The organism is Ectothiorhodospira sp. BSL-9 (assembly GCF_001632845.1).
Lineage (GTDB): Bacteria > Pseudomonadota > Gammaproteobacteria > Ectothiorhodospirales > Ectothiorhodospiraceae > Ectothiorhodospira.
In genome coordinates, this window is the sequence record NZ_CP011994.1 from 1,984,729 (window position 1) to 2,011,353 (window position 26,625).

Below are 26,625 nucleotides of genomic sequence, written 5' to 3' on the forward strand. Positions count from 1 at the left end.
TCAGCCCTTTGCCTTGGCGCCGCTGCCGGCCTGGCCGCGTCCCCGGTAGGCCCAGGCCATGATGGCGATACCGGCCAGGATCATGGGCAGGCTGAGCACCTGACCCATGGTGACCCAGCCAAAGGCCAGGTAGCCGATATGGGCATCGGGTTCGCGCACGAATTCCACCAGGAACCGGAATAGGCCATAGAAGATCAGGAAAAGCCCCGAGACTGCGCCCACCGGATGCCAGCGCCGTGCAAAGAACCAGAGGATCAGGAACAGCACCACCCCCTCCAGGAAGGCCTGGTAGAGCTGGGAGGGGTGGCGGGGCAGCATGTCCACGGCAGGGAAGATCATGGACCAGGGGAGCTCCGCCGGTTTGCCCCAGAGTTCGCCGTTGATCCAGTTGCCGATGCGTCCGGCCCCCAGGCCGATGGGGATCAGCGGGGCCACAAAGTCGGTGAGCTGGAAGAACGAGACGCCCAGTTTACGGGCAAACAGGGCGCTGGCCACAAGCACGCCGATCAGCCCCCCATGGAAGCTCATGCCCCCCTCCCAGAGGCGGATCAGCAGCAGCGGGTCGCTGGCCAGGGCGTCCAGGTTGTAGAACAGCACATAGCCCAGTCGCCCGCCGATGATGACGCCGATCACGCCGTAGAACAGCAGGTCGCCCAGCTGGATGGCGTTCAGCGGGCTCCACGGTTGGCGCACCTTGACCTGACCCAGGATCCAGAACGCGACGAAACCCACCAGGTACATCAGTCCATACCAGTGGATATCCAGTGGCCCAAGGCTGATGGCGACGGGGTCGATGAAGGGGTGCGTGGGGTACATGGGCAGGGGGATGCTCTCTGGCCTGTGAGCGGGGGGATCTTAACAGGGAATGGATCAGCGAGACAGGTGGGGGACAGAAAAGGGGACGGCAGAAAAGGGGACAGACACCTTTTCCGCGCGCCAGCGGCGCGCCGGGAAAGGTGTCTGTCCCCTTTTCTGCCTAGGGTTTCAGTGTGGCTTCGTCCAGCAGGGTGCCGTGCTGATCCTTTGCCTGGATGGCTTCCATGGGGTGGCGTTCCATGGCCAGGAGCAGGCAGGGGCTGGTCAGGGCCTGGGCGACGATGGCATCGGCTGGAGGCTCGCGGTTCAGCACCTGCAATTGGCCCACGCCATTCATCATGCGTACCGAGGTGTCGGCCAGTTCCAGGCTGTAGCCCAGGGTGGGCTTGCGGCCCTGATGGATCAGCGCGACCCATTCGTGGTCGAAGTTGGGCCGGGTGTCCTCATCAACGCGCAGGCCAGTGTCGTCCAGCACCTGTTGCAGGGCGGCGGCGTCCTGGAGGATGTGCATGCGGGGATCGGCTTCGTCATGGCCGCAATGGGTGCCAGAGGCGAGCACGCGGACCTGGGCAGTCTGGGACGCGCCTTCCGGCAATGCGCCAAGGCACCCGCCCAGCACGGGCAGTATGGCCAGGCAGCCGGTGAGCAGGAGGATTCGGGGGATGCGGGTCATGTTGCCCCTCGTCGATGGTGGCTTTGGTTCCGGTCTCCTTAGTACGATTCAGTATAAACCCTCACTGAAGCACCGCCCATGAGACTGATCCGACGACTCTACCGCATCCTGCTCCTGTTGCTCCACGTGCCGCTTGGCGTGCTGATCACGCTGGCCCTGGGGCGGCCCAATGAGGCGGGTCTGCCCCGGCCCCGGTTTCGCCGTGCCATCCTGGTCTGGTATCGGGTTTTCTGCTGGATCATGGGTCTGCGTATCCATGTGCAGGGCAATCCGTCTGCGCAGACCGTGTTGTCGGTGTCCAACCATGTGTCCTGGCTGGATATTCCGGTGCTTGGAGCGCATGTGCCCGCCGGATTCCTCTCCAAGTCGGAGGTGCGTCACTGGCCGGTGATCGGCTGGCTGGCGCAGCGTAACGGTACGGTGTTCATTCGTCGCGGGGAGCACGGGGCCGCCAATGAGGTGACGGACAAGATGACCGACCACCTGAAGGCGGGCGGGAGCGTGCATGTCTTTCCGGAGGGGACCACGACGGTGGGCGAGTCGGTGCGCCGGTTTCACTATCGCCTGTTCTCTGCCGCACAGCGCTCGCAGTGCCCGGTGCAGCCGGTGGGGCTGTATTACCGACCCCTGCCCGACGGCAGCGACTCGCCCATGCCCTTTGTCAACAACGACAGGCTGGTGCCTCACACCTGGCGCGTGCTGGGGGAGAAAAGACTGGAAGTGGACCTGGTCTTCAAGCCGATGATCCCGGTGGAGGGCGCGGATCGGCGAACGCTGGCGCGCACGGCGGAGCAGGCGGTGGCGGAGGTGGTCACGGCCGGGCAGCAAGCGGCCGGGCGGTTGTCCCTGTCGGGGGATGGTGGCAACGGTGCCGACCGGTGATCCCGGTAATCATCCCGGTGCCTGGTGTGTGGGGCAGCGCAGCTGGGTGACTTCCGGCTCCGGGGTATCCAGGCGTGCCAGGGTCATCTTGCCGCCCCAGATGCAGCCGGTGTCCAGGCAGAGCACGTTGTGCTCGAAACGGTAACCCAGCGTGGACCAGTGACCCACCACCAGACGACGGTCCCGGGTAAGACGATCCTCCACGGCGTGCCAGGGGACCAGGTGCGCAGGTTGTTTGCCCGGGGCGCCCTTGTAGTCCATGTCCAGGCGGCCATCCCGGGTGCAATAGCGCATCCGGGTGAAGCTGTTGGTGATGAACCTGAGCCGCGACCAGCCGGTGAGGGCGGGATCCCAGCGATCCGGCTGGTCGCCATACATGCGCTGCAGCAGTCTGGTGTGCTCCGGCCCCCGCAAAACCTGGTGGAGTTCGTCGGCGCAGGCCAGGGCCATGTCCAGGTCCCATTGGGGTGGCAGGCCGGCGTGCATCATGGTCCAGCCCACGGAGGTGTCGTGATGGAGGATCGGCCGGTGGCGTAGCCATTCCATCAGTTCGTGTCGATCCGGGCTGTCCAGGATGGACTGGACGGTATCCTTGCGGCGAGGCTTGTGCAGGCCCGCGTGGATGGCCAGCAGGTGCAGGTCATGGTTGCCCAGAACGCTGACGGCTGCATCGCCCAGGCCGCGCACGAAACGCAGGCATGCAAGGGACTCGGGCCCCCGGTTGACCAGGTCACCCACCAGCCAGAGCCGGTCCTGGGCCGGGTCGAAGTCAACCCGGTCCAGGAGGCGTTTGAGCGGGTCAAGACAGCCCTGCAGGTCGCCAACGGCATACAGCGCCATTACGCGGCCGGGTTGTCCTGGGTCGTAGCGGGCTCAGGTGCCGGCTCGGGGGTGGTGGCCTGCGCAGCAGGTTTTTCCAGGGTGATGTTCCGGAACCAGCCGCGCATCATGGCTGGGCTGTCTTCCAGGACCTTGAGTTCCTGGCGTTTTTTCATCAGGGACTCGAAGACCACGTCGGTGCGGGAGGCCACCGGGCCGGACACCAGACCCAGCAGGCGACGGAAGGGGGCGCTCTCGCCGGGCTTGAGGAACTTGTCCATGATCAGGATGCGGCCGCCAGGCTTGAGCACCCGGGAGGCCTCGGCCAGGGCCAGATGGGGCTTGGAAACCACGGCCAGGATGGTGTGCAGGATCACCACGTCGAAGCTTTCATCCTCGTAGGGCAGGTCCATGGCATTGCCCTGACGCATGTTGATGGAGAGATTCAGGTTGGCGGCGCGTTCCTCGGCCTTTTTCAGCATGGCGGGTGTCAGGTCGAGGCCATGGTAATCGGCCCCCTGGGGCAGGTGCGGCAGGTCCAGGCCCGTGCCCAGGCCGGCAATCAGGATGGTTTGACCCTCCACGTTGCCTAGTCTTTCCAGACTGCGCCGCCTGGCGTTGAGAGTGGGTTTTTCGACAACGCGATCGTAGATGGGTGCCCAGATGGTGTATGGAATGCGCATGCGGATTGCCTGTGGTTGGGGTTTGACCTTGCCGATTGTAGTCCTGGTGAATCTCCCTGTCTAAAGTAGGGTCAAGAGTCAGTGCAGTACGCGAGGCACCGACAGGGTGAAGGAGGGGATAGGGGCATCGAACTCCACGCCATCGTCCCCAACCATCCGGTAACTGCCCTGCATGGTGCCCACCGGCGTCTCGATCATGGCGCCGCTGGTATATTTGAAGCCCTGGCCCGGTTGCAGGTGGGGTTGTTCACCGACGACGCCCTCTCCGCGGACCTCCTGCACCTTGCCGTTGGAATCGTGGATGATCCAGTGGCGGCTGATCAGCTTGGCGGGCTGTTGGCCCTGGTTTTGGATGGTCACGGTGTAGGCGAAGACAAACCGCCCGTGCATGGGGTCGGACTGGGATTCCACATAGGTGCTCTTTACATCGACCCGGATCGGGTGTTCGCTGCTTGCCGGCATGGTACGGGGAAGCCTCCAGCCTGGATTGGGGATGTCCCAAGGTATCACAAAAAAAGCCGCCACCCGCATGTGCGGGGGGCGGCCATCGGTCCAGCCGGGGAGGGTGTCCGTCAGACCATTTCGTTCACGGTGCTCTGGGCTCCCTGGGCCTGAGTGCTGGCCACATCGAAAGCTCTCTGCAAATCATCCTGCTGTTGCCGTGAGGCCATCTGTTCAGTGTCGGGTCGGCCAGCCGCGTTGTCCGGGCCCCGTTGGTCGCCCTGAATCTCACTGAACTGAGCCTGAGGTGTTTCGTTGGCAGCCACCTGGCTCAGGCTGGCCTGATCCACCCCGAAACCCTGAGGTGTCGGGGTGCCTTCGCGAGGAGCCGCCTCCAGGCGGGCCTGAGCTGCAAGCTCGGCATCGCTGCGCCCGACCGCGGCCTGATTATCGGCGCCCTCGGGAGGATTCTGGGGCGTGTTCTGACCCGGGTTGGGGTTCCCCTGTTCGGTTTGCCGGGCGTCCGAGACAGGGCGGACGGTTTCCATCTCCACGGCGGTGCCGCCGCCCTCCAGGCGGTCGGTGGGGGTCGGCATCACCGCGTTGGTGGTGGCGGGCATCACCGGGTTGAATGCGGGCATGTTGACGTTCATGGTTTCCACCTTTTGCCTAGACCTTCATATCAATCAGTGTGCCAAGCATCTGGTTTTCCGTCTGCAGGACCTTGGCGGAAGCCTCCACCTGATTGGCGTTCAGGCGCTGCTCCACCAGAGGCTGTGCGATACCCCGAGTGCCCTGGCCGTTCAGATTGTCGGCGCTGGCGATCTCGGCTGCATTGCTGCGCAACCCCTGCATGCCGGACTGAATGCCCGACAGTGCGTAACCGGATGTGATTGAGACGGTCATGGCCTCCTCGGGTACATGTACATTTACATCGACGCTTACTACCAAGTATAGAATATACCCAGCGCCCATGCAGCCCGTCGGGCGGTAAAGTGCTGCCGTTGGGGCTTGTTGTGGTGTGACCGGGATGGGGGCCGCTGCGTTCCCTGGTTGGGGGTGATAATCTAGCCCACTGTGTTTTCTCCCTGACCATCGGTTAACCCCCCATGCTTAGAAAGATCCTGATTTTCCTGGCCCTGGCCATCCCCTTTTTCGGCCTGTCCATGCTGTTGACGGGGCCGCCGCCCCAGCCCAGCGAGGATGAGTTGCCGTGGAACGTGGAAGTCCTGGATGGGGGCGATTCGCGGGTGTTTGGCGTGACGCTGGAACAGACACCACTGAATGAATTGCGCGACCGTCTCAGACTGTTTCCCAGTCTGGGGCTCTTTGTCTCCCCCAGTGGCGACCGGCGTCTGGAGGCCTATTTCGGTTCGGTGAAGCTGGGCCCCTTCGAGACCAATCTGCTGGCGCGCCTGCAGGCGGATGAGGACACCCTGGACGCCATGGTCGCGCGTTCAGTGAACGACAAGCCCATGCCCAGTGGCGCGCGTCGACTGGAGCTCTCGGAGCAGGACACCCGTCGGGCCCTGGAGTTGCCGGTGGCCGAACTGTCCTATGTGCCGCGCGCCCGCTACGACGAGGAGACCGTGCTGGAGCGCTTTGGCCGGGAGCCGCAGAAGCTGCTCATGGACGATGGGCGCCAGTATTACCTGTATCCCGATAAGGGGGTGGCCATCCTGCTGGTGCGCCGGGGGCGGGATACCCTGCATTTCATCTCCCCCAGGCATTTCGATGATTTGCGTGCACGCATCGAGGAGGGCGAATCCCTGCAAAGGCCGCTGCCGTGAGCAAGGTGATGACCGCGCCGGCGGATGGACAACGCTTCTGGGAGGAGTTGAGCCTGGAGGCGATGGACTCGCAGCAATGGGAGGCCCTGTGTGATGGCTGCGGGCGCTGCTGCCTGCACAAGCTCCAGGACGAGGATACCGACGAGATCTACTACACGGATGTGGCCTGCCGCCTCCTGGACGCGCATTCGTGCCGCTGTGGGGATTATGCCCATCGGGCCCGGCAGGTGCCCGATTGTGTCTCGCTCACCGCCGGGGAGGTGAAGCACATCCCCTGGCTGCCGCACACCTGCGCCTACCGGCGGTTGGCGGAAGGGAAGCCCCTGCCCCAGTGGCATCCACTGATCACCGGGGATCCCGACAGTGTGCACACCGCCGGGATCTCGGTGCGGGGGCGCATTGTGGATGAGGAGGCCATGACCGGCGACTGGGAGGATCACATCGTCGATTGGCCCGCCTGAGCCGTTATGGTGCCTGGATGTGGCTGAAGCGTCTGGGGCCGTAGCCGTCCTTGCCGGCCAGATAGCCGCTGAGCCGTTGGGGGAAATCGGAAGGCACCGAGCCGGTGACGGCATCCAGGGCCAGCAACTGCTCGCCCCAGGCCTTGAGGCGGGGGAACTCGTCCTCCTCGAACAGGGGCTCGCGGGCGTTCATCAGGCGGTAACGCATCAGCAGCGGGGCGAAGGCGGCGTCCACCAGGGAGAAGTTGGCGCCATTGAACCAGGGACCGTCCCCCAACTGCGCCTCAAGGCGGCGCAGCCCGGCGAGGGCAGAGGCCAGGTGGTCTTCCATGTCCTGTTCGGTCTCGGCCATCATGATCCGGTACTGGTCGATGATGGCGCCGGAGCCAAATTCGATCCAGGCCCGATTGAAGGCCAGCGTGAGGGGGTCGGCGGGCTTGAGACTGGGCGGGGTGATGTCGTCCACATACTCATTGATCACGGCCGACTCGAACAGATGGGTGTTGCCGTCCACCTCCAGTACCGGCACCTTGCCCGTGGGGGAGATCTCCAGGAACCAGGCGGGCGGGCTCTCCAGGTCGATGTACTCGATCTCGTAGGGGGCCTGTTTGTATCGCAGGGTGATGATGCTGCGTTGCACGAAGGGGCAGAGGTCGAAGCTGATGAGTTTCAAGGGCATGGGCAACACGGGGTTGGGGTCTGGCATCACAGTCTAGCAGTCGCAAAGGTGAATCCATGAACGAACCCGCAACTTCAGTGCGCCTGGATAAATGGCTCTGGGCAGCACGTTTCTTCAAGACGCGTTCCCTGGCCGCCGAGGCGGTCAGTGGCGGGCGGGTGCATGTGAATGGGGATCGCGTGAAACCCTCCCGCAGCGTGCGTGTGGGGGATCGCCTGCGCATCAACCGCTCGGGGGAGACCTGGCTCGTGGACGTGCTGGGACTCAATGACAAGCGTCGCCCGGCCGCCGAGGCACAACAGTTGTATGAAGAAACCCCGGAAGGGCGGACCACCCGGGAGCAGGAGGCCGAGGCCCGGCGTCTGGCGCGTCTGGCCACGCCCCACACCGATCACCGCCCGGACCGCCGGGATCGTCGCCATATCCGCCGTTTCATCGGCAAGGACTGAGATCACCATGCCCAGACCCGTCACACCGCTGATTGCCGCCGATGTGATCATTCGTCGCGAACCAGGTGACGCCCATGTCCTGTTGATCGAGCGTCGTCATCCACCCCATGGCTGGGCCTTGCCCGGGGGCTTTGTGGATGTGGGGGAAACCGTGGAGCAGGCAGCCGTCCGCGAGGCCCTGGAGGAAACAGGCCTTGAGGTGAGTCTGGAGGGGTTGCTGGGACTGTATTCGGATCCCGGGCGGGACCCCAGGGGGCATACGGTCAGTGCCGTCTATCTGGCCAGTGCCCGGGGCGAGCCCGAGGCGGCCGACGACGCAGCGGCGGTCAGGTGGGTGGATCCAGCGGCACCGGGGGTGCCGCTGGCCTTCGATCATGCTCGCATCCTGGCTGATTACCTGGCTCGGAGAGCAACCTGAGCGGTCGCGTGGGTGTTGCCCGTGCTGCCGCTCATCAGGCGCTGCCTGCTTACTTCTCGGTGCGCTCGTCCACCCACTTGCCGATGGCCGGGGGCACCATCTTCTGGGCCTTGCCACTCACGTAGATGCCGATGTGGCCACCGGGGAAGGACAGCTCGGTGTAGTCCTTGGTGCCCACCTTCTTGGCCAGAGCCTTGGAGGCGTCGGGCGGCACCAGGTGATCCTGCTCGGCGAAGATGTTCAGCACCGGCATGGTCACGTTGGCCAGATCCACCTCGTGATCGCCGATGTGCAGCCCGCCGTTCATCAGCTTGTTCTGCTGGTAGAAGTCCTTGATGAACTGGCGGTAGGTCTCGCCGGCCTGGTCGGGGCTGTCGAAGATCCACTTCTCCATGCGCAGGAAGTTGTCCAGCTTGTCCTTGTCCTGCAGCACTTCAACCATGTCCAGGTACTTCTGACCCATCAGCTGGTAGGGCTTGAGGTTGAGGAAGGTCCAGTTGAGCAGTTCACCCGGGATGTTGCCCATGGTGTCCACCAGGGTGTCGATGTCCACATGCTTCACCCAGTGGGCGAGGATGTTGCCCGGGGTGTGGAAGTCCACCGGGGTGACCATGGTGATCAGGTTCTGCACCTTCTCGGGATTCATGGCGCTGTAGCACAGGCTGAAGGTGCCGCCCTGGCAGATGCCCAGCAGGTTCACCTTGTCGATGCCGTGACGCCAGCGGATCTCGTCCACGCAGCGGTCCACATAGCCGTTGAGGTAGTCGTCCATGGTCAGGAACCGGTCCGCACGGTCCGGGTAGCCCCAGTCGATGAGGTACACATCCATACCGGCATCCAGCAGGCCCTGAACCGTGGAGCGGTTCTCCTGCAGGTCGGTCATGTAAGGGCGGTTCACCAGGGCGTAGACGATCAGCACCGGTACCGGGTTCTGCACCTTCGAAGTGGAGGGCTGGAAACGGTACAGGGTCAGCTTGTCTTCGCGATAGACGGCTTCCTTGGGCGTGACACCACTGGGGATGTCGTCGGCCTCGGCCAGGTTCTGCAGGCCGGTGGTGAGTTTCTTCTGGAACGTGGAAATCTCATCCAGCACCTGATCGGGGCGGATCTGAATCGGGATCATGTCCTGTCTCTCCTTTACTTCTTGGGCTCGTCGGCTTTCTTGGTGGCGCTCGCGCTCGGGGTCTTGGCGGCGGAGGATGCGCTGGCGGTGTTGCTGCTGGCGCCGGAACTACCCGCACTGGAGCTGCCTGTGCTGGTGCTATCCGTCTTTGCCGAGGACTGGGTGCTGGCGCTGCTCGGCTTGGAGGCGCTGGACCGGGTCGACGAGGGCTTGCGGTTGGCGCTGGAGCTGGCTTTGGCCTTGGCCTTCTTCTCTTCGTGCTGCATTTCGCGCAGGGCCGACTTGATCTGATGCATCTCGCGGCGGCTCTCCTGCAGGCGACGGTGCAGGGTGTTCACCTCACGGCGGGTGGGCATGTTCAGGCTTTCGGTGACCTCGTCCATGAGGCGGGTGCCCTGGCGCTTTACGGCCATGAGGCTGTTCACCATGTCGCCATAGACCTTGGCATATTCCTCGGACATGACGAACTCGCCATAGACCTCTTCGCTCACATCCACCCATTCGTCGTACAGGGCGCGCATGGAGGTGATGGGAGTATCCTGGCGGCCGGCGTCGTCAAGGCGCGCCCGGAACCGGTCCACCGAGTCCATGCCCACCTTGGCGAAGGCCTGCTGGTATTGCTGCATGGCCTGCTGGTACTCCATCATCAGCTTGGCCAGGTTCTGATACTGTTCCTGCGACTCACGGGTGTAGCCCACACCCGGCACGGAGAGGAAACGGTCCATCTGTTCCTGCACGACATCGCCGTAGGGCGGACGTGCCGCGGGGCGCAGGGCCTGCATGAAGTCGCCCGGCATGGGCATGAAGGTGGAGCCGGCGCGGCTCCAGGTATCCATGGGCATCTGCCAGAAAGGATTGACGTCCTTGCCGGGCATCTGTCCAAGCCCCATGTTCTTGAACGCACTGGTCATCTGGTCCAGCCACTGGGTGACGGCCTGAGTGGCATCCGTCTGGCCGTTGGCGCCCTTGTAGAAGTTCTCCGCCATGGCGAAGTAGTTGCGGCTCATCTGCATCATCTGATCCATCATCTGATTATTGCCGCCGGGCAGGCCCTGGGAGGCGACCTGCCACCATTGATCCAGCCCCTGTGGCCAATTGGGCTGGTTGCTCTGGCCGCCCACGGCCTTGCGGCTCATGTCCATCCAGGCGTCCCAGTACTTGCGCTGAGCGTCCAGCCATTCATCGGGAGCAAAAGGGTTCGAATCAGCCATTCAGTGTTCTCCTGTGGATCCTGTCATCGCCGGGAAAGGCCCCAGCGGGTCGGGTTTGCGAGTGTATGAAACCATTGGCCAGTCGCCAAGCATAAAGGCAAAAGCCAGGAACCCAACGCTTACCCGGCTTGGTGGCTCAAGATTAGCATACTGGTTGTGCACTGCAACAATTCCACTGGCACCGATCGTGGGTTCATTGGTCACGCGCGTCCCGGTTCTGGTATAAACAAACTGTTGTGCACGACAACATTGTAGATGTTCACTCACGCGGTGTGTGTCGTGTTGCGAATTTTTCGATAACGATTCCAAAGCAGGAGGATTTATGGCTGATTCCACGGTCATCGTCGGTGCTGCCCGCACCCCCGTCGGTACGTTCAATGGTTCCCTGGCGAAGATTCCCGCTTCCACCCTCGGGGCTCTGGTCATCAAGGGATTGCTGGAACGGACGGGAATGTCCCCTGAACAGGTGGATGAGCTCATCCTGGGGCAGGTGCTGCAGGCCGGCGTGGGCCAGAACGCTGCCCGTCAGGCAGCGGTGGAGGCGGGCATCCCGTACACCTCCCCGGCCATGACCATCAACAAGGTGTGCGGCAGCGGCCTCAAGTCGGTGCAGCTGGCCTGGCAGGCCATTCGCTGCGGTGATGCCGGCGTCGTCATCGCCGGAGGTCAGGAAAACATGAGCGCATCGCCGCACGTGCTGCCGAACTCCCGTCAGGGCACCAAGATGGGGGACTGGAAGATGGTGGACACCATGATCCGCGATGGCCTTTGGTGTGCCTTCAATGACTATCATATGGGCACCACGGCCGAGAACGTGGCCACCGAGTTCAAGATCAGCCGCGAGGAGCAGGACGCCTTTGCCGCTCAGTCGCAACAGCGGGCCGAGGCGGCCCAGAAGGCCGGTCACTTCAAGGATGAGATCATTCCCGTGGAGGTGCCTGGTCGCAAGCGGGGTGAAACCACGATTTTCGATACCGACGAGTTTCCCCGGCATGGCACCACCGCCGAAGGTCTGGGCAAACTGCGCCCCGCCTTCAGTCGCGACGGTACGGTGACCGCCGGCAATGCCTCCGGCATCAACGACGGCGCCGCCGCCGTGATCGTCATGTCTGAATCCAAGGCCCGTGAATGGGGCCTCACCCCGCTGGCGCGCATCGTGTCCTTCTCCTCGGCGGGGGTGGACCCGGCCATCATGGGCACCGGCCCCATTCCAGCGGCCACTCAATGTCTGGAAAAGGCTGGCTGGAAGCCCACGGATCTGGATATGGTGGAAGCCAATGAGGCCTTTGCCGCTCAGGCCATTGCCGTCAACAAGACAATGGGTTGGGATCTGTCCAAGGTGAACGTCAGTGGTGGCGCCATTGCCATTGGCCACCCCATCGGCGCCTCCGGTGCCCGCGTGCTGGTCACCCTGCTGCATGGCATGAAGCGCACCGGTGCCCAGAAGGGTCTGGCAACCCTGTGCATCGGCGGTGGTCAGGGTGTGGCGCTGGCGGTGGAGAGCGTCTGACTCCAGGCCGTCTGACAACCTTGATTCAAGGGCGGCCTGGCCGCCACGACGGGCGGTACTTCCGGGTGCCGCCCGTCAACGTCTTTTTGTGCAAAACCAATCTGTAGATGGGAGAGGCCGGTGAACGAGCCGCGAATAGTCAAGAAGTACCCCAACCGGCGCCTGTACGACACGGAAGAGAGCCGTTATGTCACCCTGGCCGACGTGCAGCAACTGGTCCGGCGCGGGGTTGAGGTGAAGGTGATCGACAGCCAGACGGGCAACGACATCACCCGGGGCATTCTGATCCAGATCATCACGGAGCAGGAGACCGGGGGGGAACCCCTTTTCACCACGGAGATGCTGGTCCGTTTCATACGCTTTTACGATGAGGCCGTGCACGGGGCCTTTTCCAACTACCTGGATCACAGCCTGAAGTTCTTTGCCGATCAGCAGCGGGACTTCAATGAGCGGATGCGCGACGTGCTGGGTGGGCGGGCCGCCTGGGACATGGCCGAAATGACCCGCCGCAACCTGGAATTCTGGAAGGGCATGCAGGGGCAGTTCTTCAATACGGCAGCCTTCAAGGCGGAGCAGGAAGAGGATCAAGGCTCCGGTAAGTCGGCCACCAAGGGTGGCGGCGAGGACGTGTCGGCTGAAGACAAGGGTGGGAAGTCCTCGGGGTCGAAGAACAAGAAGTAGTCCGCAAATCGGATACCCAGGTGGGGTGTTGGGCTTGACGGAAAGGGGATCTGAGGTTATACGTTGCACTGCAGCAATGCCGCGGTGCAGCAAAGGCAGCCCGCGCCCCTTTCAGCAAACAGGAGGCTTATCTCATGAATGAAATGTTCGAAACCTTCAACAAGGCCAACCAGTCCATGTTCGACACCCTGCGCAAGGTGAACGACATCAACCAGAAGGCCATGGAAAAGCTGCTGTCCCAGCAACTGGACTTGACCACGGCCATGGTCGATGTGAGCATGAAGAATGTTGAACTGGTCTCCAAGGCCAAGGGCTACCAGGAACTCCTGAGTGGCCAGGCCGATCTGGCCCGCGATTGCAGCCAGACCCTGATGACCAGCTACAAGAATGGCCACGATGTCCTCAATGAGGCTCGTGAATCCATGACCAAGCTGATGGACGAGTCCGTGAAGTCCGCAGAAGAGACCGTCAAGCAGGCCACGAGCATCAAGAAGGCTGCCTGAGCACGGTGACCGTCAGCCTTGATGGCCATAACCCCAAAGCCTAGGAGCCTGAAATCGTGAGCAAACGAGTAGCGTTAGTGACCGGCGGTACCGGTGGTATCGGTGGCGAAATCTGCAAGAAGCTGGCCCAGCAGGGCCACAAGGTAGTAGCCAACTACCTGCCTGCCCTGAAGGACGAGGCAGAAGCCTGGCAGAAGCAGATGAAGGATGAAGGGTTCGAGATGGACATCGCCTCTGGCGATGTGTCCTCTTTCGAATCCTGCGCCGAGATGGTCAAGGACGTGGAGTCCCGTGTCGGTCCCATCGATATCCTGGTGAATTGTGCCGGTATCACCCGTGACAAGACCCTGCGCAAGATGGAAGAGAAGCAGTGGACGGACGTCATCAACATCAACCTGAACAGCGTCTTCAACACCACGCGTCAGGTGGTGGAAGGGATGACCTCCCGCGGCTTTGGCCGCATCGTCAACATCTCTTCCGTCAATGGTCAGAAGGGTCAGTTCGGTCAGGCCAACTACTCGGCCGCGAAGGCAGGCATGCACGGCTTTACCATGGCTGTCGCTCAGGAGACTGCCGCCAAGGGCGTGACCGTGAATACCGTGTCCCCCGGTTACACCGCCACGGCCATGACGGATGCCATGCCCGAAGATGTGCGCAATGCCATCATCGCGCAGGTGCCGGCTGGTCGCATGGGCAGCACCAAGGACATCGCCTTTGCGGTGGCCATGCTGTGTGACGAGGACGCCGGCTACATCACCGGTGCCAATCTCCCGGTGAATGGCGGTTTGTTCACGTCCTTCTAAGCCGGTGCTGTGTGGTCGACGCTGACCTGCGTAGACCCGTCTGTTCGGCAACGGGCCCCTGATGGGGCCCGTTGTCCGTTGCCCCCGCTCCCGCCTTCCCCCTCTGCATCCAAAGGCCCTGCTCCCGGTGAGACGGTGGGTGGGTGCTGAGCAATTTTCCCCTTCCTGCGCCGCATTTACCTGAAAAACTTTGTTCAAAAAAGTGAAAGTCGTCTGATAAAAAGGTTTTGGTCGCAATTGATTTGAGGATCATTATTCTCATTCGCGGGGCCTTAGTGTTATTCTCCGGCCTGTCTTGGGGTATTTGACTGCTCACCCACGTGGCAGCCAAAAAGAGTCAGGCCATGGTGGTGCGGTTCCGGTCGGGATCTGCCCGGGGCGGTGTGTTCGGCTGCCGGAAGTGGGCCCCAGACGGTTGATTCCAAGAACAACGGGGGCACCATGCCGTTTGCCAAATCGCGTCTGAAGGCGCCGAGCTTCAAGACCGTCATGGCCGCGCTGGCCGTCGGCCTCATCATCACTGCGATCTACCCCAAGATTCTCTCCGGGTTCGGTGTGGACGACTCAGACACGTCCGCGCGCATGGTCCAATCCCTGGCGCTGCCCGTGGAAGGTGCGGGCGCCGGTGCGCACGCCCAGGTGGCCGTGGCCGGTTCGTCCCGTGACCAGGCAGCCCTGCACAGACCCTCCGGTTCTCTGGATAATCCCGCACGTGCGCAGCAGACGGCCATGATCCAGCAGGATGACATCCGTACAGACATGGGTGCGCCAGAGAACCCGACCTCGTACGAGTCCTTCGAGCTGGAAGCGGCAGAGGGTGAACGATCGGAATGGAACGAATACACGGTGCGGCGCGGGGATCGACTCTCCGCACTCTGGACGAATGACTGGGATCTGCCTCGGGCCACCCTGTATCGTCTGCTCAACGACAAGGACAATGCACGAGTCCTGAACCGGGTGCGTGACGGTCAGCGCGTGGAGTGGCAAACCGATGAGGAGGGTTATCTCACCCGCCTGCGCATCTGGACATCCCGTACCGAGGGTACCGAGTGGCAACGGGAGGAAGATGGCTGGGACTTCACCCGAGATACGGTTGAAAATCAGGGCGAAATCAGCCATCTGGTGATTACCGCCCGGGTGGACGGCAGCATCTCCGCCGCGCTGGCGCAGCGCCAGGAACTGTCCGGGCGGGCCGCTGGCGCGCTGGCGGTATTGCTGGATCGACACCTGCCGGTGCGCGCCCGCGCCCGCACGGGCGATACCTTCACTCTGCTGGTTGAACAGGAAATGCTCCCGGGTGAGGATGAGCCCCATCAACTGCGCCTGCTGGCCTTTGATTACCAGGGGGAGCAGCTGAACACCACGGCGGCTCGGCATACCAATGGCCGCTTCTACACCCCGGATGGCGAAGGGTTGTTGCCACCGTTCGACCGCCGTCCCTTCGCAGGCAATTATCGGATCAGTTCGCCCTTCGACACCCGCCGTCGGCATCCCGTGACCGGTCGCGTGGCACCCCACCATGGCACCGACTTCGCCATGCCCATCGGCACGCCCATCCTGGCTCCGGCTGACGGGCGAGTGACCCGCGTGGACAGTCATCCCGTGGCCGGGCGTTTCCTGGTCATTGAGCACGGGCAGGGATATACCACCCGTTACCTGCACCTGAGCCGCTCCCTGGTGCGGCCCGGTCAGACCGTGGAGCGCGGCGATCGCATTGCCCTCTCCGGTAACACGGGCCGCAGCACCGGGCCGCATCTGCACTATGAGTTGCATGTGAACGGGCGCCCGGTGGATGCCATGCGCGCCGAGCTGCCAGAGAGTGATTCGCTGACCGGAGAGGAACTCAAGCGCTTCAAGGAAATCAGCAGTACCCTGCTGGCCGAGGTGAAGCAATCCGGCGAAACCCGCAGAGTGGCCATGACCCCCTTTTCCGATATGGCCATGTAGAGGGCCTGGGCTCCGTCACGGCTCTATTGCGTGGGCGTGACGGTGCTTGACACCCCTGCGGCCACGCCCCTATGTTCCTGATCAGGACGAACGCGGGGATCGGGAATCCTTTCGCCCGCCGAGTCCGGATGTTCAATTCAAACCTGATCGGAGGGACACAGGATGAGTGAACGTGACGAGTGGGTTCAGAAGATGCAGGCCAAGCTGGATGAATGGCAGGCCGAAATCGACAAGCTGTCTGCCAAGGCCGATCAGGCCGAAGCAGATGCCAAGCTGAAGTACAAGGATCAGATCGAAGAACTCAAAAAGCAGCGGGAAGAGGGCAAGCAGAAGCTGCGTGAGATGCAGGACGCCAGCGAGGACGCCTGGGATCGCATGCGGGAGGGCATGGAGTCGGCCTGGGACAGCATGAGCAAGGCCTTCAAGGATGCCGTGAATCGCTTCAAGTAAGGGTGTTTTCTCTCACCACCCTCACCCCAACCCCTCTCCCGCCAGCGGGAGAGGGGTTAGCCAGCCCCCCGGTTCAGCGCCTGGCTACCCACTCCCCCGGCAACAGGCGCGCCCGCCATCACCCCGCATCATCACGTTTCCGGTCCCGCCGCTCCCTGCGCCAGGTGGCGGCATCGTCCAGCAGCTTGTAGAACAACGGCACGAACAACAGGGCCAGGGTGCTGGCGCCCAGCATGCCGCCCACGGCTACGGTGCCGATCTCCTGGCGGCTGGCCGCACCGGCGCCCGTGGCGAACACCAGGGGCAGGGTGCCGATGATGAAGGTCAACGCCGTCATCATCACCGCGCGGAAACGCTGTCGGGCCGCTGCCAGGGCCGCCTCGGTGGATGTCATGCCCTGGGCCCGGTTCTGGGCCGCAAACTCCACGATCAGGATGGCATTCTTGGCCGCCAGGCCGATGAGCACCAATAAGCCCACCTGGAAGTAGATGTCATTGGGGAAGTCCCTGATCAGGGCGAACAAGGCCGCTCCCAGCACCCCGAAGGGTACGGCCGATACCACGGCCAGCGGCAGGGTCCAGCGCTCGTACTGGGCTGCCAGGATCAGGATCACGAAGAGCAGCCCCATGGCAAAGGCTGCGCCGCCGGCCCCCGAGGCCACCTCCAGCTGATAGGCCTCGCCGATCCATCCCATGACCGTGTTGGCCTCTTCCTGCATGTCCAGGGCAATCTGATCCAGGGCATCCTTGGCCTGCCCGGTGGTAAAGCCCGGCGCCGGGTCGGCCATGATGCGGGCGGCGGGGAACAGGTTGAATCGGTTGATGATGTCGGGGCCTGATTCCCGCGTGAGGGTCACCAGGGAACTGATGGGCACCATATCGCCGGAGTCGGAGCGCACGAACACATGGCGCAGGTCATCGGGATGGCTGCGGAAATCCCCCTCCGATTGCAGGTTCACCTGCCACAGTCGACCCTGGCGCGTGAAGTCGTTCACGTACATGGAGCCAAAGGTGGCCTGCATGGTGTTGAACACCGTGTTGATGGGTACACCTGCCGCCTTGGCCTTCTCCCGGTCCACCTCCGCACGGTAGCGGGGGATGCGGGTATCCAGGGTGGTGCGCACATTGGCCAGTTCCGGCCGCTCATTGGCCTTTTGCACCATGCGCTGGAGCAGGTCGTCCATCTCCCGGGCGGACATGTCATCCCGGACCTGCAGGAAACCTTCCACGCCGCCGGTGAGCGACAGCCCCGGGATGGGGGGAGGCACGAAGGCGAACACGTTGGCATCCTGATGACCAAAACCCATGCCCATGGCCTGCTGGGCCAGGGCCGAGGCATGCTGGTCGGGGCGCCGTCGCTCGGACCAATCGGTGAGGTTCATGAAGCCCACCATCGCGTTGGTGCGCAGCGAACCCGCCATGATGTCGAAGCCGGCAAAGGCGGTGAACATATCCACCTCTTCCAGGGAGGTGAGTTGCTCGGAGAACTCATCGCGGAATTGTTCCGTGCGCGCCAGGGCCGAGGTGGGGGGCAGTTGCGCCACCACCAGGGCAAAGCCCTGATCCTCCTGGGGCACCAGACCGGAGGGCAGGCGATCCATCATCAGGACCGCCGCGCCTACGCACAGGGCAAACAGTCCGACGCCCAGGGTGCGGTTGCGCAGCAGGAACCCCACGGCCCAGACAAAGGCGCCGGTGACACGTTCAAAGCCCCGGTTGAACAGTTCGAAGGGCTTGGAAACATGGTGGGTCTGCTTGTCCAGGAGCAGGGCGCACATGGCCGGTATCAGGGTGAGGGCCACCACGCCCGAGACCACCACGGATACGGCGATGGTCACCGCGAACTGCCGGTAGAGTTCGCCGGACAGGCCTTCGAGGAAGGCCACCGGCGCGAACACGGCCACCAGCACCAGGGTGGAGGCCACCACGGCCCCAGCCACCTGCTGCATGGTCTCGATGGAGGCCTCCCGGGCGCGCAGGCCCTTTTCCCGCATGAGGCGTTCCACGTTTTCCATGACGATGATGGCGTTGTCCACCACGATGCCGATGGCCAGCACCAGGCCGAACAATGTCAGCAGGTTGATGGAAAAGCCCAGGGCCAGCATGCCGGCGAAGGTGCCGATGAGCGATACCGGGATCGCCGCCACCGGAATCAGGGTGGCTCGCAGATGTTGCAGGAACAGGAAGGTGACCGCCACCACCAGGATGATGGCGATGAACAGGGTGATGAACACCTCGCGGATGGACACCTCCACGAACTCGGTGGTGTCATAGGGGATGACGTACTCCATGCCCTCGGGGAAGCGTTCGGACATCTCCTCGAAGGCACGCCGGGCACGCTCCGCGGCATCCAGGGAGTTGGCGCCGGGTGCCTGGTAGATGCCGATGGGCACGGTGGGCTCGCCGTTCATGGTGGCCGAGAAGGCATAGTTCTGGGCCCCCAGTTCCACGCGGGCCACGTCCTTGAGGCGCAGGGTGCCGCCGCTGTCGTCGGCCCGCAGGATGATGTTCTCGAACTCCTCCACATCCGCCAGCATGCCCCGGGTGGTCACGGTGAGGGTGAAGGCCTGACCGGCGGGCGCCGGTTCAGCACCCATCCGACCAGCAGCAAACTGGGCGTTCTGCTCGCGAATGGCGCTGGCCACGTCACTGGGGGTGAGGTCGTACTGGGCCAGCGCATCCGGACGCAGCCACACACGCATGGAGTAGTCCTGGGCGCCGAACAGGGAGGCATCCCCCACGCCCGGCAGGCGGACCAGCTCATCAATCACGTTGAGCAGGGCATAGTTGCTCAGGCTGATGGTGTCGTGACTGCCATCGGGGGAGCGCAGCACGGCCACCATGAGGATGTTGGTGGAGCGTGCCTCCACGCGCACGCCCTGCTCGCGCACTTGCTGGGGCAGGCGGGGCAGGGCGGCCTGCACCCGGTTGTTGACGTTGATCTCGGCCTGGTCCGGGTCGGTCCCCATGGCAAAGGACACGGCGATCTGCAGGGTGCCCGCATCCGTGCTGGTGGACTGCATGTAGATCATGTCGTCCACGCCGTTGATCTCCTGCTCCAGCGGCGCCGCCACGGCGTCCGCCAGCACATCGGCACTGGCGCCCGGATACTGGGCGCTGACGACGATCTCCGGGGGCACCACATCGGGATACAGCTCCACCGGCAGGGCGCGCAGTCCAGCCAGCCCGGCGAACACGATGATCAGCGAGATGACCGAGGAGAAGATCGGCCGGTCAATGAAGAAACGCAGCATGCCGGTTACTCCCCGTTGCCAGAGGCGTCACCGGGATTCACGGTCATGCCGTCATCCACGGCCACGTGCCCCCGAACCACCACTTTCTCGCCCGGCTCCAGTCCCTCCAGGATCACCCGGCGCCCGTCATGGGTCGGGCCCAGGGTGACGTTGCGTGCATGGGCCACGTTGTCCTCATCCACCACGAACAGCTGCGGTCCCGCATGTCCCTCGCTGACCACGGTTTCATCCACCACCACGACATCCTCAAACCGCTCCAGCACCAGGCGAACCCGCAGGAACTGGCCGGGCACGATGCGACGGTCCGGGTTGGGGAACACGGCTCGGGCGGTCACACTGCCGGTGCGCGGCTCGATGGTGCCGGCAGTGAAGTCCACGGTACCCGTGTGTTCGTAATCGCTGCCATCGGCCAGCCGCAGCGTGGCCTCATAGCGATGGTGTTCCCCGGCAGCAATGCGGGCCTGGCGGGCCGCCCGCTGCACGGCAGCATCCCCTTCGGGCAGCGCGAAGCGGATGTGTATGGGGTCGTGCTGGGTGATGATCGTGAGCAGGGTGCCGCGCTCCACCAGGCTGCCCTCGGGCAGAACCTCCAGCTCGGTGGCCCCGGTGATGGGGGCCTCCACCCGGGTGTAGCCCAGGTTGCGGCGGGCATCGTTGACGGCGGCGGCAGCGACTTCCATCTGCGCCTCGGCCAGTTCCTTCTCCGACAGGGCTCGGTCCCGTTCCCGCTGACTCACGGCGTCGCGTGCATACAGCGAGGAGATCCGGTCCCATTCCCGTTGGGCCTGGTTCAACGCAGCGCGGGCGTTGGCCTGCTGGGCCTGGGCGTGTTGCAGGGCGATCTTGTAGGGTTCCTCCTCGATGCGGAACAGGGCGTCACCCTGGTCAACCGCCTGTCCTTCCACGTACAGGCGTTCTTCCAGGATGCCATCCACCCGGGCGCGCACCTCCACCTCCCGGGATCCGCGGGCCCGACCGGCGTACACGCCCTGTACCTCGATCGAATCCACCTGGGCAGGTTCCAGCGTGACGGGCGGCGGCGGGCGGTCCCCCTGCTGGGCGGCGGCCGGGACCATCGCCAGGGTCAGCGCCACGCACAGGCCCAGGGTGGCCAGACGCCGGGAATGAGGGAAGGGGGTGCGGTATGGGGCCATGTGCGGGTGCCTCTGGAGGGGCTGGCGGCGGGAGCGGAAGGCCGAAACTTTAACATACAATCATGCAGGTATGAACTGCGCTGCCGCGCTCGTGGCAGAATAGGCATTATGCGCAGAACCAAAGCACAGGCAGAACAGACCCGACAGCAATTGCTCGACGCCGCCGAGCGGGTGTTTCTGAAGAAGGGCGTGTCGGGCACGACCCTGGCCAATATCGCCGAGGAGGCAGGTCTGACCCGGGGAGCCATCTACTGGCACTTTCAGGACAAGGACGACCTCTATAACGCCATGGTGCGTCGAGTGGTCTTTCCTCTGGAGGCCATCAATGCCGCCTATGCCCGGGATGTGGGCTGTGATCCCGTAGCTGCACTGGAGAAGGTGTGCCTGTCGGGCATCACCCATCTGCTGACCGACGCGCGTGCCCGCCGGGTCTACACCATCGTGCTGCACCGCCAGGAGCGCTGCCCCGGGGAGCCGCAGCCGGCGGGCGAGGTGGAAAAGCGCCAGCAGGGCGAGGAATTATTCCGTCATTGCTTTGAGTCCGTGGAGCGTGCCGGGCGATTGCATCCCCTTCTGAGCGTCGATGCGGCAGTGGATGGCCTGATGGCCTTCTTCACGGGGCTGATCTACCGTTGGTTGCTGGAAACGGGAAGCATGAACATGGCTGACCAGGCGCGGCCGCTGTTCCGTGTGTTTCTGGAAGGCATGATTCGCCCCGCCTCCCAACCCTAGCTCCAGCGTTGCATTCGATATCGCCACGCAATCCTCATGAAAGCCCGAAGCTGTTATCATGCATAAGTCCATAAGCATCACGATGACATGCGTGCCCGAAGAATCCCGCTCCAATCCCTCTGAACAGCGCTCCCCCCGGGTGTACGCCCGCGCCGAACACGGCATCTCCCGCGCCAATATCAGTGACAATGCCCTGAAGGTCCTCTACCGCCTCAAGGATGCGGGCTTTCGCGCCTGCCTGGTGGGTGGCGGGGTACGCGATCTCCTGTTGGGGCGAGAGCCCAAGGACTTCGACGTGGCCACCGACGCCCATCCGGAAGAGGTGCGCAAGGTCTTTCGCAACTGTCGCCTCATCGGACGTCGCTTCCGCCTGGCCCATGTGTATTTCGGCCGCGAAATCATCGAAGTCGCCACCTTCCGTGCGCCCCACGAGGCCTCCACCGACGATCCGGATCTGGAATCCGACGACGCCGGCAGCCGTCAGGCCCTGGTGGAGGATGGCCGCATCATCCGCGATAACGTCTACGGCACCATCGAGCAGGATGCCTGGCGTCGTGATTTCAGCATCAACGCCCTGTACTACGACATCAGCGATTTCTCCGTGGTGGATTACACCGATGGCATGGAGGACCTCAAGGAAGGGGCTCTGAGGTTGATCGGCGACCCGGAGGTGCGCTTCCGGGAGGATCCGGTGCGCATGCTCCGGGCGGTACGTTTTGCCTCCAAACTCGGATTCCGCCTGGATCCCGCAGCCGAGGATGCGATTGTGGATCTGGGGGAGCTGCTGGAAGACGTGGCGCCGGCACGGCTGTTCGACGAGGTGGTCAAACTCTTCCATGGTGGTCATGCGCTGCAGACCTTCGAGATGCTGCGTCACTATGATCTGTTCCAGTACCTGTTCCCACTGACCGAGGAGTCCCTGGAACACGAGGAGCAGGGTTTCCCCATCACCTTCGTGGCCAATGCCCTGAGCAATACGGATGATCGCATCCAGTCCGGGAAAGGTGTCAATCCGGCCTTTCTCTACGCGGTGCTGCTGTGGGAGCCGGTGCGACACCTGGCGGAACAGTTCATGGATAACGGTGTCTCCGAGCTACCCGCACTGCAACGGGCCGGTGGTCAGATCCTGGCCGAACAGGCCCGGTTCATTTCCATCCCCAAGCGCTTTTCCCTGCCCGTGCGCGAGATCTGGGAAATGCAGCCCCGTTTCGAGATACGCCAGGGTGTGCGACCGCTGAAACTGCTCACCCATCCGCGTTTCCGGGCCGGTTATGATTTCTACTGCCTGCGTGGCCGCTCCGGCGAGGCCCTGGAAGATGGCTGTGAATGGTGGACGCGCCTGCAGGAAGTGAACGAGGCGGAGCAGCGGCGCATGGTGGAGCCCCAGGGCAAGTCCGGCCGCTCCAAGCGCCGCCGGCGGCGCCGCAAGCCTGCCGCCACATGACCCCGGTGACCGCCTATGTGGGCCTGGGCGCCAACCTGGATGACCCCATCGCCCATGTGAGCCGGGCCCTGGATGAGTTGGGCCAGCTGCCTGACACGCGTCAGGTGAGGCGCTCAGCGCTCTATCGCAGTGCCCCCATGGGCCCACCGGATCAGCCTGACTACATCAACGCGGTGTGTGCCCTGAGCACCGGTCTTTGCGCCGATGCCCTGCTGGACGCCCTGCGGGCCCTGGAGGCCCAGCATGGCCGGCTCCGGGACGGCACCCGCTGGGGGCCGCGCACCCTGGACCTGGATATCCTGCTCTATGGGGACGAATCGATTCAGGCCGCGCACCTCAAGATCCCGCATCCGGGCATGGCCGAGCGCGCCTTCGTACTCTACCCCCTGGCCGAAATCGCCCCGGATCTGAACGTCCCCGGGCTTGGCCCGCTGCAGGCGTTGTTGAAGTGTTGTCCGCGGGATGGACTGCAGCCCATTCGGGGTTGAAAAAGGGCGGGCTGGCTTTGCCCCGCGCATGCCTAGTAAGATCCGCCCCATAGACCCTTCGTTCCAATAACGCCCCGATACCACCTGCCATGAACCAGACTGAATTGACGGAACCGAGCCTGATTGCGGTGGAAGGTCCTATTGGCGTGGGCAAGACCAGTCTGGCCACACGCCTGGCCGAGACCCTCGGGGCCGAACTGGTGCTGGAATCCCCGGACCACAACCCCTTTCTTGAGCGCTTTTACCAGGACCCTCGTCATCAGGCCCTGGCTACGCAGTTGTTCTTCCTCACCCAGCGTCTGGACCAATGGCAGGGGCTGCGGCGGGATGCGGGTGACACGCCGGCCCTGCGCGTGACCGACTTCGTGCTGGACAAGGACGACCTCTTCGCCCAGGTGACCCTGGAGGAGGAGGAATACCGCCTCTACCAGCGTATTCGTCAGGGCCTTCAGCGGGATGTTGCCCGCCCCGACCTGGTCATCTATCTGCAGGCCCCGGTGGAAATCCTCCGGGAACGCATCGCACAGCGAGGGCGATCCTATGAAAAGCTCATGGATAGCGTGTATCTTCAGCGGCTGAGTGATACCTATGCGAGTTTCTTCTATCATTATGCAGAGGCGCCCCTGCTGATCGTGAACGCCGGAGAGATCGATTGGGTCAACCGGGATGAGGATTTTCAGCAATTGCTGGATTTCATGCGCACGGTCCGTGCGGGACGTCATTACTTCAATCCCCTGCCTTCCTCCGTCTGAATGGCCCCGGGGCACCGCCCCTTCACAGTTCCTAAACCGCGGATAAAGCGTGAGCGTACAGACTCAGACAAAGCGAGTGACCCTGCGCGACCTGCAGGGCCTGCGAGAACAGGCCGAGCCCATCGCCAGCCTCACCGCCTATGACGCCACCCAGGCCCGTCTGCTGGACGAGGCGGGGGTGGACGTGGTCCTGGTGGGTGACTCCCTGGGGATGGTGGTGCTGGGGTATGACACCACCATCCCCGTGACCGTGGATGACATGATCTACCACACCCGGGCCGTGTCCCGGGGCCTGAACCGCGCCCTGCTGATGGCAGACATGCCCTTCATGAGCTACGCCAGCGTGGATCAGGCGGTGAACACCGCCGCCCGGCTCATGCAGGAGGGCGGCGCGCAAGTGGTCAAGCTGGAGGGCGACGCCCAGCAGGTGGCCGTGGTCAGTGCGCTCTCGCATCATGGCATCCCGGTGTGCGCGCATCTGGGCCTGCGGCCGCAATCGGTACACAAGCTGGGCGGGTATCGGGTGCAGGGGCGCGCCGCCCCCGAGGCAGAACGGATGCTGAAGGACGCCATGGCTCTGGAAGAGGCCGGTGCCGATATCCTGCTGCTGGAGTGCGTACCCTCGAAACTGGCCGCCGAGATCCGCTCCATGGCCCGCATCCCGGTGATCGGGATCGGTGCCGGCGCCGACTGTGACGGGCAGATCCTGGTGCTGCAGGACGTACTGGGCATGACCGCGCGTGCGCCCCGTTTCTCCCACAACTTCCTGGCCGGTCAGGGCAGTATCCAGGATGCCCTGGCCGCCTACGTGTGGGCGGTCAAGCGTCGCGAATTCCCCTCTGCGGAACACGCTTTTTCCTCCTGACCATGGATATCGTTCATCGTGTGACATCACTGCGCCAGGTGCGCACCGGCTGGCGCGACGCCCGTCAGTCCGTTGCCCTGGTGCCCACTATGGGCAACCTGCATGAGGGCCATCTGGCGCTCGTGCGCCAGGCCCGCCATCAGGCGGAGCGGGTGGTGGTGAGCATCTTCGTCAATCCCCTGCAGTTTGACCGACCGGAGGACCTGGCCGCCTACCCACGCACCCTGGCCGAGGACTGTGAACTGCTGGCGCAGGAGGGCGTGGACCTGGTCTTTGCTCCTGGGGATGAGGAGCTCTATCGTCGCCCCCGAAGCGAGATCACCCGGGTGGAGGTGGCCGGCCTGTCGGATCTGCTGGAAGGCGCCCATCGGCCTGGGCATTTTGCCGGCGTGGCTACGGTGGTGTGCAAGCTCTTCAATCTGGTGCAGCCGGATCTGGCCATCTTCGGAGAAAAGGATTTTCAGCAGCTGATGCTGATCCGCCGCATGGTGGACGATCTGGATATCCCGGTGGAAGTGCTCAGCGGCGCAACGGTGCGTGAACCTGATGGTCTGGCCTTGAGTTCCCGCAATGCCTACCTGGATGCGGCCCAGCGGGAGCGGGCTTCGGGGCTGTATCAGGTGCTCTCCGAACTGGCAGGGCAGGTGACCGCAGGGGCGAGGGATTACGACCGTCTGGAGGCCAAAGCGATGAAAGGGCTTGAAATACGAGGCTTTGAGCCTGATTATGTTGCAGTGCGGCGAAGCGCCGACCTGTTGCCTCCTGGGCCACAGGATTCTCAACTGGTGGTGCTGGCTGCAGCCTGGCTTGGCCGGGCCCGCCTGATCGATAACCTGACGATGGACGTGCAGACCGGGGCTTGAACACCCGGCATCACGTGGGCCCCAGAGGATTTCCAGGGGGGCCGAAGACCTGGAGGATGTGTACCCATGTTTCTGACCCTGCTCAAATGCAAGCTCCACCGCGCTGCGGTCACCCATGCGGAACTGGATTACGAAGGTTCCTGCGCCATTGACTCGGATCTGCTGGAGATGTCCGGCATCCGTCCCTATGAACAGATCCAGATTTACAACGTCACCAATGGTGAGCGTTTCACCACCTATGCCATCCGTGCCGAGGCCGGCAGCCGGGTGATCTCTGTGAACGGCGCTGCCGCCCACAAGGCCAGCCCGGGCGATCGAGTGATCATCTGTGCCTACGCGCAGATGAGCGAGGAACAGGCGGAGTTGTTCAAGCCGACGCTGATCTACCTGAACGAATCCAATCACGTGACGGGTACGGGCGACGAGATCGCCACCCAGGCGGCTTGAGGGGGCGGGGTGGGCTCATGCCCACCCCGCAACTCATCGTCCCCGCGACCGCCTCAGGCAGTCCTCATGCCAGTGGCATTCCACCTCCCTGCAGAATCCCTCCTCGGCGGTCGCAAAGCAGGGCGCATTGCCCTCGTTGACCTGTATCGTCCGGATCAGATCCTGCTTGCATAGCGAACCCGGTGTAACCCCTTTGTTCTGGGCGATGTAACGAACGGTGGCAAGGTTCATGGGTCGGGCATCCTCGATGACGGTGAGCCTGCCTCGCCGGATGTCATCCTGTCCTCA

At 63.6% G+C, this 26,625-nt stretch carries 30 protein-coding genes; 18 read left to right on the forward strand and 12 right to left on the reverse strand.

All coding sequences use genetic code 11. The annotated features are described in order from the left end of the window. Both lgt and ECTOBSL9_RS09375 read right to left on the reverse strand, forming a co-directional pair. Positions 1 to 816, reverse strand: coding sequence for a prolipoprotein diacylglyceryl transferase (lgt, locus tag ECTOBSL9_RS09370; RefSeq protein ID WP_063464816.1), 816 nt, complete (start codon positions 814 to 816; stop codon positions 1 to 3). Between the two features lie 160 nt (positions 817 to 976). Next, on the reverse strand, positions 977 to 1,489 hold the full coding sequence (locus tag ECTOBSL9_RS09375; protein ID WP_063464817.1) for a protease complex subunit PrcB family protein: 513 nt from the start codon (positions 1,487 to 1,489) through the stop codon (positions 977 to 979). A gap of 78 nt (positions 1,490 to 1,567) precedes the next feature. Here ECTOBSL9_RS09375 and ECTOBSL9_RS09380 point away from each other — a divergent pair, with 78 nt between their 5' ends. Beyond that, positions 1,568 to 2,371 (forward strand): 1-acyl-sn-glycerol-3-phosphate acyltransferase, encoded by an 804-nt coding sequence (locus tag ECTOBSL9_RS09380; protein WP_082829845.1) that lies wholly within the window; start codon positions 1,568 to 1,570, stop codon positions 2,369 to 2,371. Positions 2,372 to 2,380: 9 nt separating this feature from the next. On the opposite strand, the gene ECTOBSL9_RS09385 is transcribed toward ECTOBSL9_RS09380, so the two are convergent. The 5 genes from ECTOBSL9_RS09385 to ECTOBSL9_RS09405 all read right to left on the reverse strand — a co-directional run bounded on the left by ECTOBSL9_RS09385 (position 2,381) and on the right by ECTOBSL9_RS09405 (position 5,220). After that, positions 2,381 to 3,211: a symmetrical bis(5'-nucleosyl)-tetraphosphatase gene (locus tag ECTOBSL9_RS09385; RefSeq protein WP_063464818.1), complete on the reverse strand. Its 831-nt coding sequence runs from the start codon at positions 3,209 to 3,211 to the stop codon at positions 2,381 to 2,383. Further along, complete coding sequence (locus tag ECTOBSL9_RS09390) at positions 3,211 to 3,873, reverse strand: class I SAM-dependent methyltransferase (RefSeq protein ID WP_205631956.1); 663 nt, start codon at positions 3,871 to 3,873, stop codon at positions 3,211 to 3,213. The genes ECTOBSL9_RS09385 and ECTOBSL9_RS09390 overlap by 1 nt, the downstream gene beginning before the upstream one ends. 78 nt (positions 3,874 to 3,951) lie before the next feature. Further along, positions 3,952 to 4,335 carry a Co2+/Mg2+ efflux protein ApaG gene (gene apaG / locus ECTOBSL9_RS09395; RefSeq protein ID WP_063464819.1) on the reverse strand — a complete coding sequence of 128 codons (384 nt, stop codon included), beginning with the start codon at positions 4,333 to 4,335 and terminating at the stop codon, positions 3,952 to 3,954. 110 nt (positions 4,336 to 4,445) lie between these two features. Next, positions 4,446 to 4,967 carry a hypothetical protein gene (locus ECTOBSL9_RS09400; protein ID WP_156500085.1) on the reverse strand — a complete coding sequence of 174 codons (522 nt, stop codon included), beginning with the start codon at positions 4,965 to 4,967 and terminating at the stop codon, positions 4,446 to 4,448. Between the two features lie 16 nt (positions 4,968 to 4,983). Then, a complete protein-coding gene (locus ECTOBSL9_RS09405; RefSeq protein ID WP_063464821.1) occupies positions 4,984 to 5,220 on the reverse strand; it encodes a hypothetical protein in 237 nt (78 codons plus the stop codon). A 203-nt stretch (positions 5,221 to 5,423) separates the two neighbouring features. On the opposite strand from ECTOBSL9_RS09405, the gene ECTOBSL9_RS09410 reads away from it, so the two are divergent. Both ECTOBSL9_RS09410 and ECTOBSL9_RS09415 read left to right on the forward strand, forming a co-directional pair. Next, entirely contained in the window at positions 5,424 to 6,104 is a 681-nt protein-coding gene (locus ECTOBSL9_RS09410; RefSeq protein ID WP_063464822.1) for a hypothetical protein, read from the forward strand. A gap of 8 nt (positions 6,105 to 6,112) precedes the next feature. Next, positions 6,113 to 6,565: a YcgN family cysteine cluster protein gene (locus tag ECTOBSL9_RS09415; protein ID WP_063466120.1), complete on the forward strand. Its 453-nt coding sequence runs from the start codon at positions 6,113 to 6,115 to the stop codon at positions 6,563 to 6,565. Between the two features lie 4 nt (positions 6,566 to 6,569). On the opposite strand, the gene ECTOBSL9_RS09420 is transcribed toward ECTOBSL9_RS09415, so the two are convergent. Further along, positions 6,570 to 7,250, reverse strand: a complete 681-nt coding sequence (locus ECTOBSL9_RS09420) for a glutathione S-transferase family protein (RefSeq protein WP_205632037.1) — start codon at positions 7,248 to 7,250, stop codon at positions 6,570 to 6,572. A 50-nt stretch (positions 7,251 to 7,300) separates the two neighbouring features. On the opposite strand from ECTOBSL9_RS09420, the gene ECTOBSL9_RS09425 reads away from it, so the two are divergent. Continuing rightward, entirely contained in the window at positions 7,301 to 7,693 is a 393-nt protein-coding gene (locus ECTOBSL9_RS09425; protein WP_063464823.1) for an RNA-binding S4 domain-containing protein, read from the forward strand. A gap of 7 nt (positions 7,694 to 7,700) precedes the next feature. Further along, positions 7,701 to 8,111 carry an NUDIX hydrolase gene (locus tag ECTOBSL9_RS09430; RefSeq protein WP_063464824.1) on the forward strand — a complete coding sequence of 137 codons (411 nt, stop codon included), beginning with the start codon at positions 7,701 to 7,703 and terminating at the stop codon, positions 8,109 to 8,111. 49 nt (positions 8,112 to 8,160) lie between these two features. On the opposite strand, the gene ECTOBSL9_RS09435 is transcribed toward ECTOBSL9_RS09430, so the two are convergent. Both ECTOBSL9_RS09435 and phaE read right to left on the reverse strand, forming a co-directional pair. Further along, complete coding sequence (locus tag ECTOBSL9_RS09435) at positions 8,161 to 9,234, reverse strand: class III poly(R)-hydroxyalkanoic acid synthase subunit PhaC (RefSeq protein WP_063464825.1); 1,074 nt, start codon at positions 9,232 to 9,234, stop codon at positions 8,161 to 8,163. A 14-nt stretch (positions 9,235 to 9,248) separates the two neighbouring features. Further along, positions 9,249 to 10,445, reverse strand: a complete 1,197-nt coding sequence (gene phaE, locus ECTOBSL9_RS09440) for a class III poly(R)-hydroxyalkanoic acid synthase subunit PhaE (RefSeq protein ID WP_063464826.1) — start codon at positions 10,443 to 10,445, stop codon at positions 9,249 to 9,251. A gap of 322 nt (positions 10,446 to 10,767) precedes the next feature. On the opposite strand from phaE, the gene ECTOBSL9_RS09445 reads away from it, so the two are divergent. The 6 genes from ECTOBSL9_RS09445 (at position 10,768) to ECTOBSL9_RS09470 (ending at position 16,339) form a co-directional block, all read left to right on the forward strand. Further along, a complete protein-coding gene (locus ECTOBSL9_RS09445; protein ID WP_063464827.1) occupies positions 10,768 to 11,955 on the forward strand; it encodes an acetyl-CoA C-acetyltransferase in 1,188 nt (395 codons plus the stop codon). Positions 11,956 to 12,075: 120 nt separating this feature from the next. Next, a complete protein-coding gene (gene phaR / locus ECTOBSL9_RS09450) occupies positions 12,076 to 12,636 on the forward strand; it encodes a polyhydroxyalkanoate synthesis repressor PhaR (protein WP_063464828.1) in 561 nt (186 codons plus the stop codon). 134 nt (positions 12,637 to 12,770) lie between these two features. Continuing rightward, complete coding sequence (locus tag ECTOBSL9_RS09455; RefSeq protein WP_063464829.1) at positions 12,771 to 13,139, forward strand: phasin family protein; 369 nt, start codon at positions 12,771 to 12,773, stop codon at positions 13,137 to 13,139. Positions 13,140 to 13,195: 56 nt separating this feature from the next. Continuing rightward, positions 13,196 to 13,942 (forward strand): acetoacetyl-CoA reductase, encoded by a 747-nt coding sequence (gene phbB, locus ECTOBSL9_RS09460; protein WP_025282522.1) that lies wholly within the window; start codon positions 13,196 to 13,198, stop codon positions 13,940 to 13,942. Positions 13,943 to 14,524: 582 nt separating this feature from the next. Then, positions 14,525 to 15,889: a peptidoglycan DD-metalloendopeptidase family protein gene (locus tag ECTOBSL9_RS09465; RefSeq protein ID WP_156500192.1), complete on the forward strand. Its 1,365-nt coding sequence runs from the start codon at positions 14,525 to 14,527 to the stop codon at positions 15,887 to 15,889. Positions 15,890 to 16,051: 162 nt separating this feature from the next. Further along, positions 16,052 to 16,339 carry a hypothetical protein gene (locus ECTOBSL9_RS09470; protein WP_063464831.1) on the forward strand — a complete coding sequence of 96 codons (288 nt, stop codon included), beginning with the start codon at positions 16,052 to 16,054 and terminating at the stop codon, positions 16,337 to 16,339. Positions 16,340 to 16,457: 118 nt separating this feature from the next. On the opposite strand, the gene ECTOBSL9_RS09475 is transcribed toward ECTOBSL9_RS09470, so the two are convergent. Next, complete coding sequence (locus ECTOBSL9_RS09475) at positions 16,458 to 19,592, reverse strand: efflux RND transporter permease subunit (protein ID WP_063464832.1); 3,135 nt, start codon at positions 19,590 to 19,592, stop codon at positions 16,458 to 16,460. 5 nt (positions 19,593 to 19,597) lie between these two features. Beyond that, a complete protein-coding gene (locus tag ECTOBSL9_RS09480; RefSeq protein WP_063464833.1) occupies positions 19,598 to 20,746 on the reverse strand; it encodes an efflux RND transporter periplasmic adaptor subunit in 1,149 nt (382 codons plus the stop codon). 108 nt (positions 20,747 to 20,854) lie between these two features. Here ECTOBSL9_RS09480 and ECTOBSL9_RS09485 point away from each other — a divergent pair, with 108 nt between their 5' ends. The 7 genes from ECTOBSL9_RS09485 (at position 20,855) to panD (ending at position 26,337) form a co-directional block, all read left to right on the forward strand. Next, positions 20,855 to 21,478, forward strand: coding sequence for a TetR family transcriptional regulator (locus ECTOBSL9_RS09485; RefSeq protein WP_168161549.1), 624 nt, complete (start codon positions 20,855 to 20,857; stop codon positions 21,476 to 21,478). 91 nt (positions 21,479 to 21,569) lie between these two features. Continuing rightward, positions 21,570 to 22,922 carry a polynucleotide adenylyltransferase PcnB gene (gene pcnB, locus ECTOBSL9_RS09490; protein ID WP_240480952.1) on the forward strand — a complete coding sequence of 451 codons (1,353 nt, stop codon included), beginning with the start codon at positions 21,570 to 21,572 and terminating at the stop codon, positions 22,920 to 22,922. After that, positions 22,919 to 23,410 carry a 2-amino-4-hydroxy-6-hydroxymethyldihydropteridine diphosphokinase gene (gene folK / locus ECTOBSL9_RS09495; RefSeq protein ID WP_063464834.1) on the forward strand — a complete coding sequence of 164 codons (492 nt, stop codon included), beginning with the start codon at positions 22,919 to 22,921 and terminating at the stop codon, positions 23,408 to 23,410. Before pcnB ends, folK begins: the two co-directional genes overlap by 4 nt. Positions 23,411 to 23,499: 89 nt before the next feature. Continuing rightward, on the forward strand, positions 23,500 to 24,162 hold the full coding sequence (locus ECTOBSL9_RS09500) for a deoxynucleoside kinase (protein ID WP_063464835.1): 663 nt from the start codon (positions 23,500 to 23,502) through the stop codon (positions 24,160 to 24,162). A gap of 49 nt (positions 24,163 to 24,211) precedes the next feature. Beyond that, a complete protein-coding gene (gene panB / locus ECTOBSL9_RS09505) occupies positions 24,212 to 25,027 on the forward strand; it encodes a 3-methyl-2-oxobutanoate hydroxymethyltransferase (protein ID WP_063464836.1) in 816 nt (271 codons plus the stop codon). A gap of 2 nt (positions 25,028 to 25,029) precedes the next feature. Beyond that, positions 25,030 to 25,890, forward strand: coding sequence for a pantoate--beta-alanine ligase (panC, locus tag ECTOBSL9_RS09510; RefSeq protein WP_063464837.1), 861 nt, complete (start codon positions 25,030 to 25,032; stop codon positions 25,888 to 25,890). Positions 25,891 to 25,956: 66 nt separating this feature from the next. After that, positions 25,957 to 26,337: an aspartate 1-decarboxylase gene (panD, locus tag ECTOBSL9_RS09515; RefSeq protein ID WP_063464838.1), complete on the forward strand. Its 381-nt coding sequence runs from the start codon at positions 25,957 to 25,959 to the stop codon at positions 26,335 to 26,337. Positions 26,338 to 26,625 lie beyond the last annotated feature (288 nt).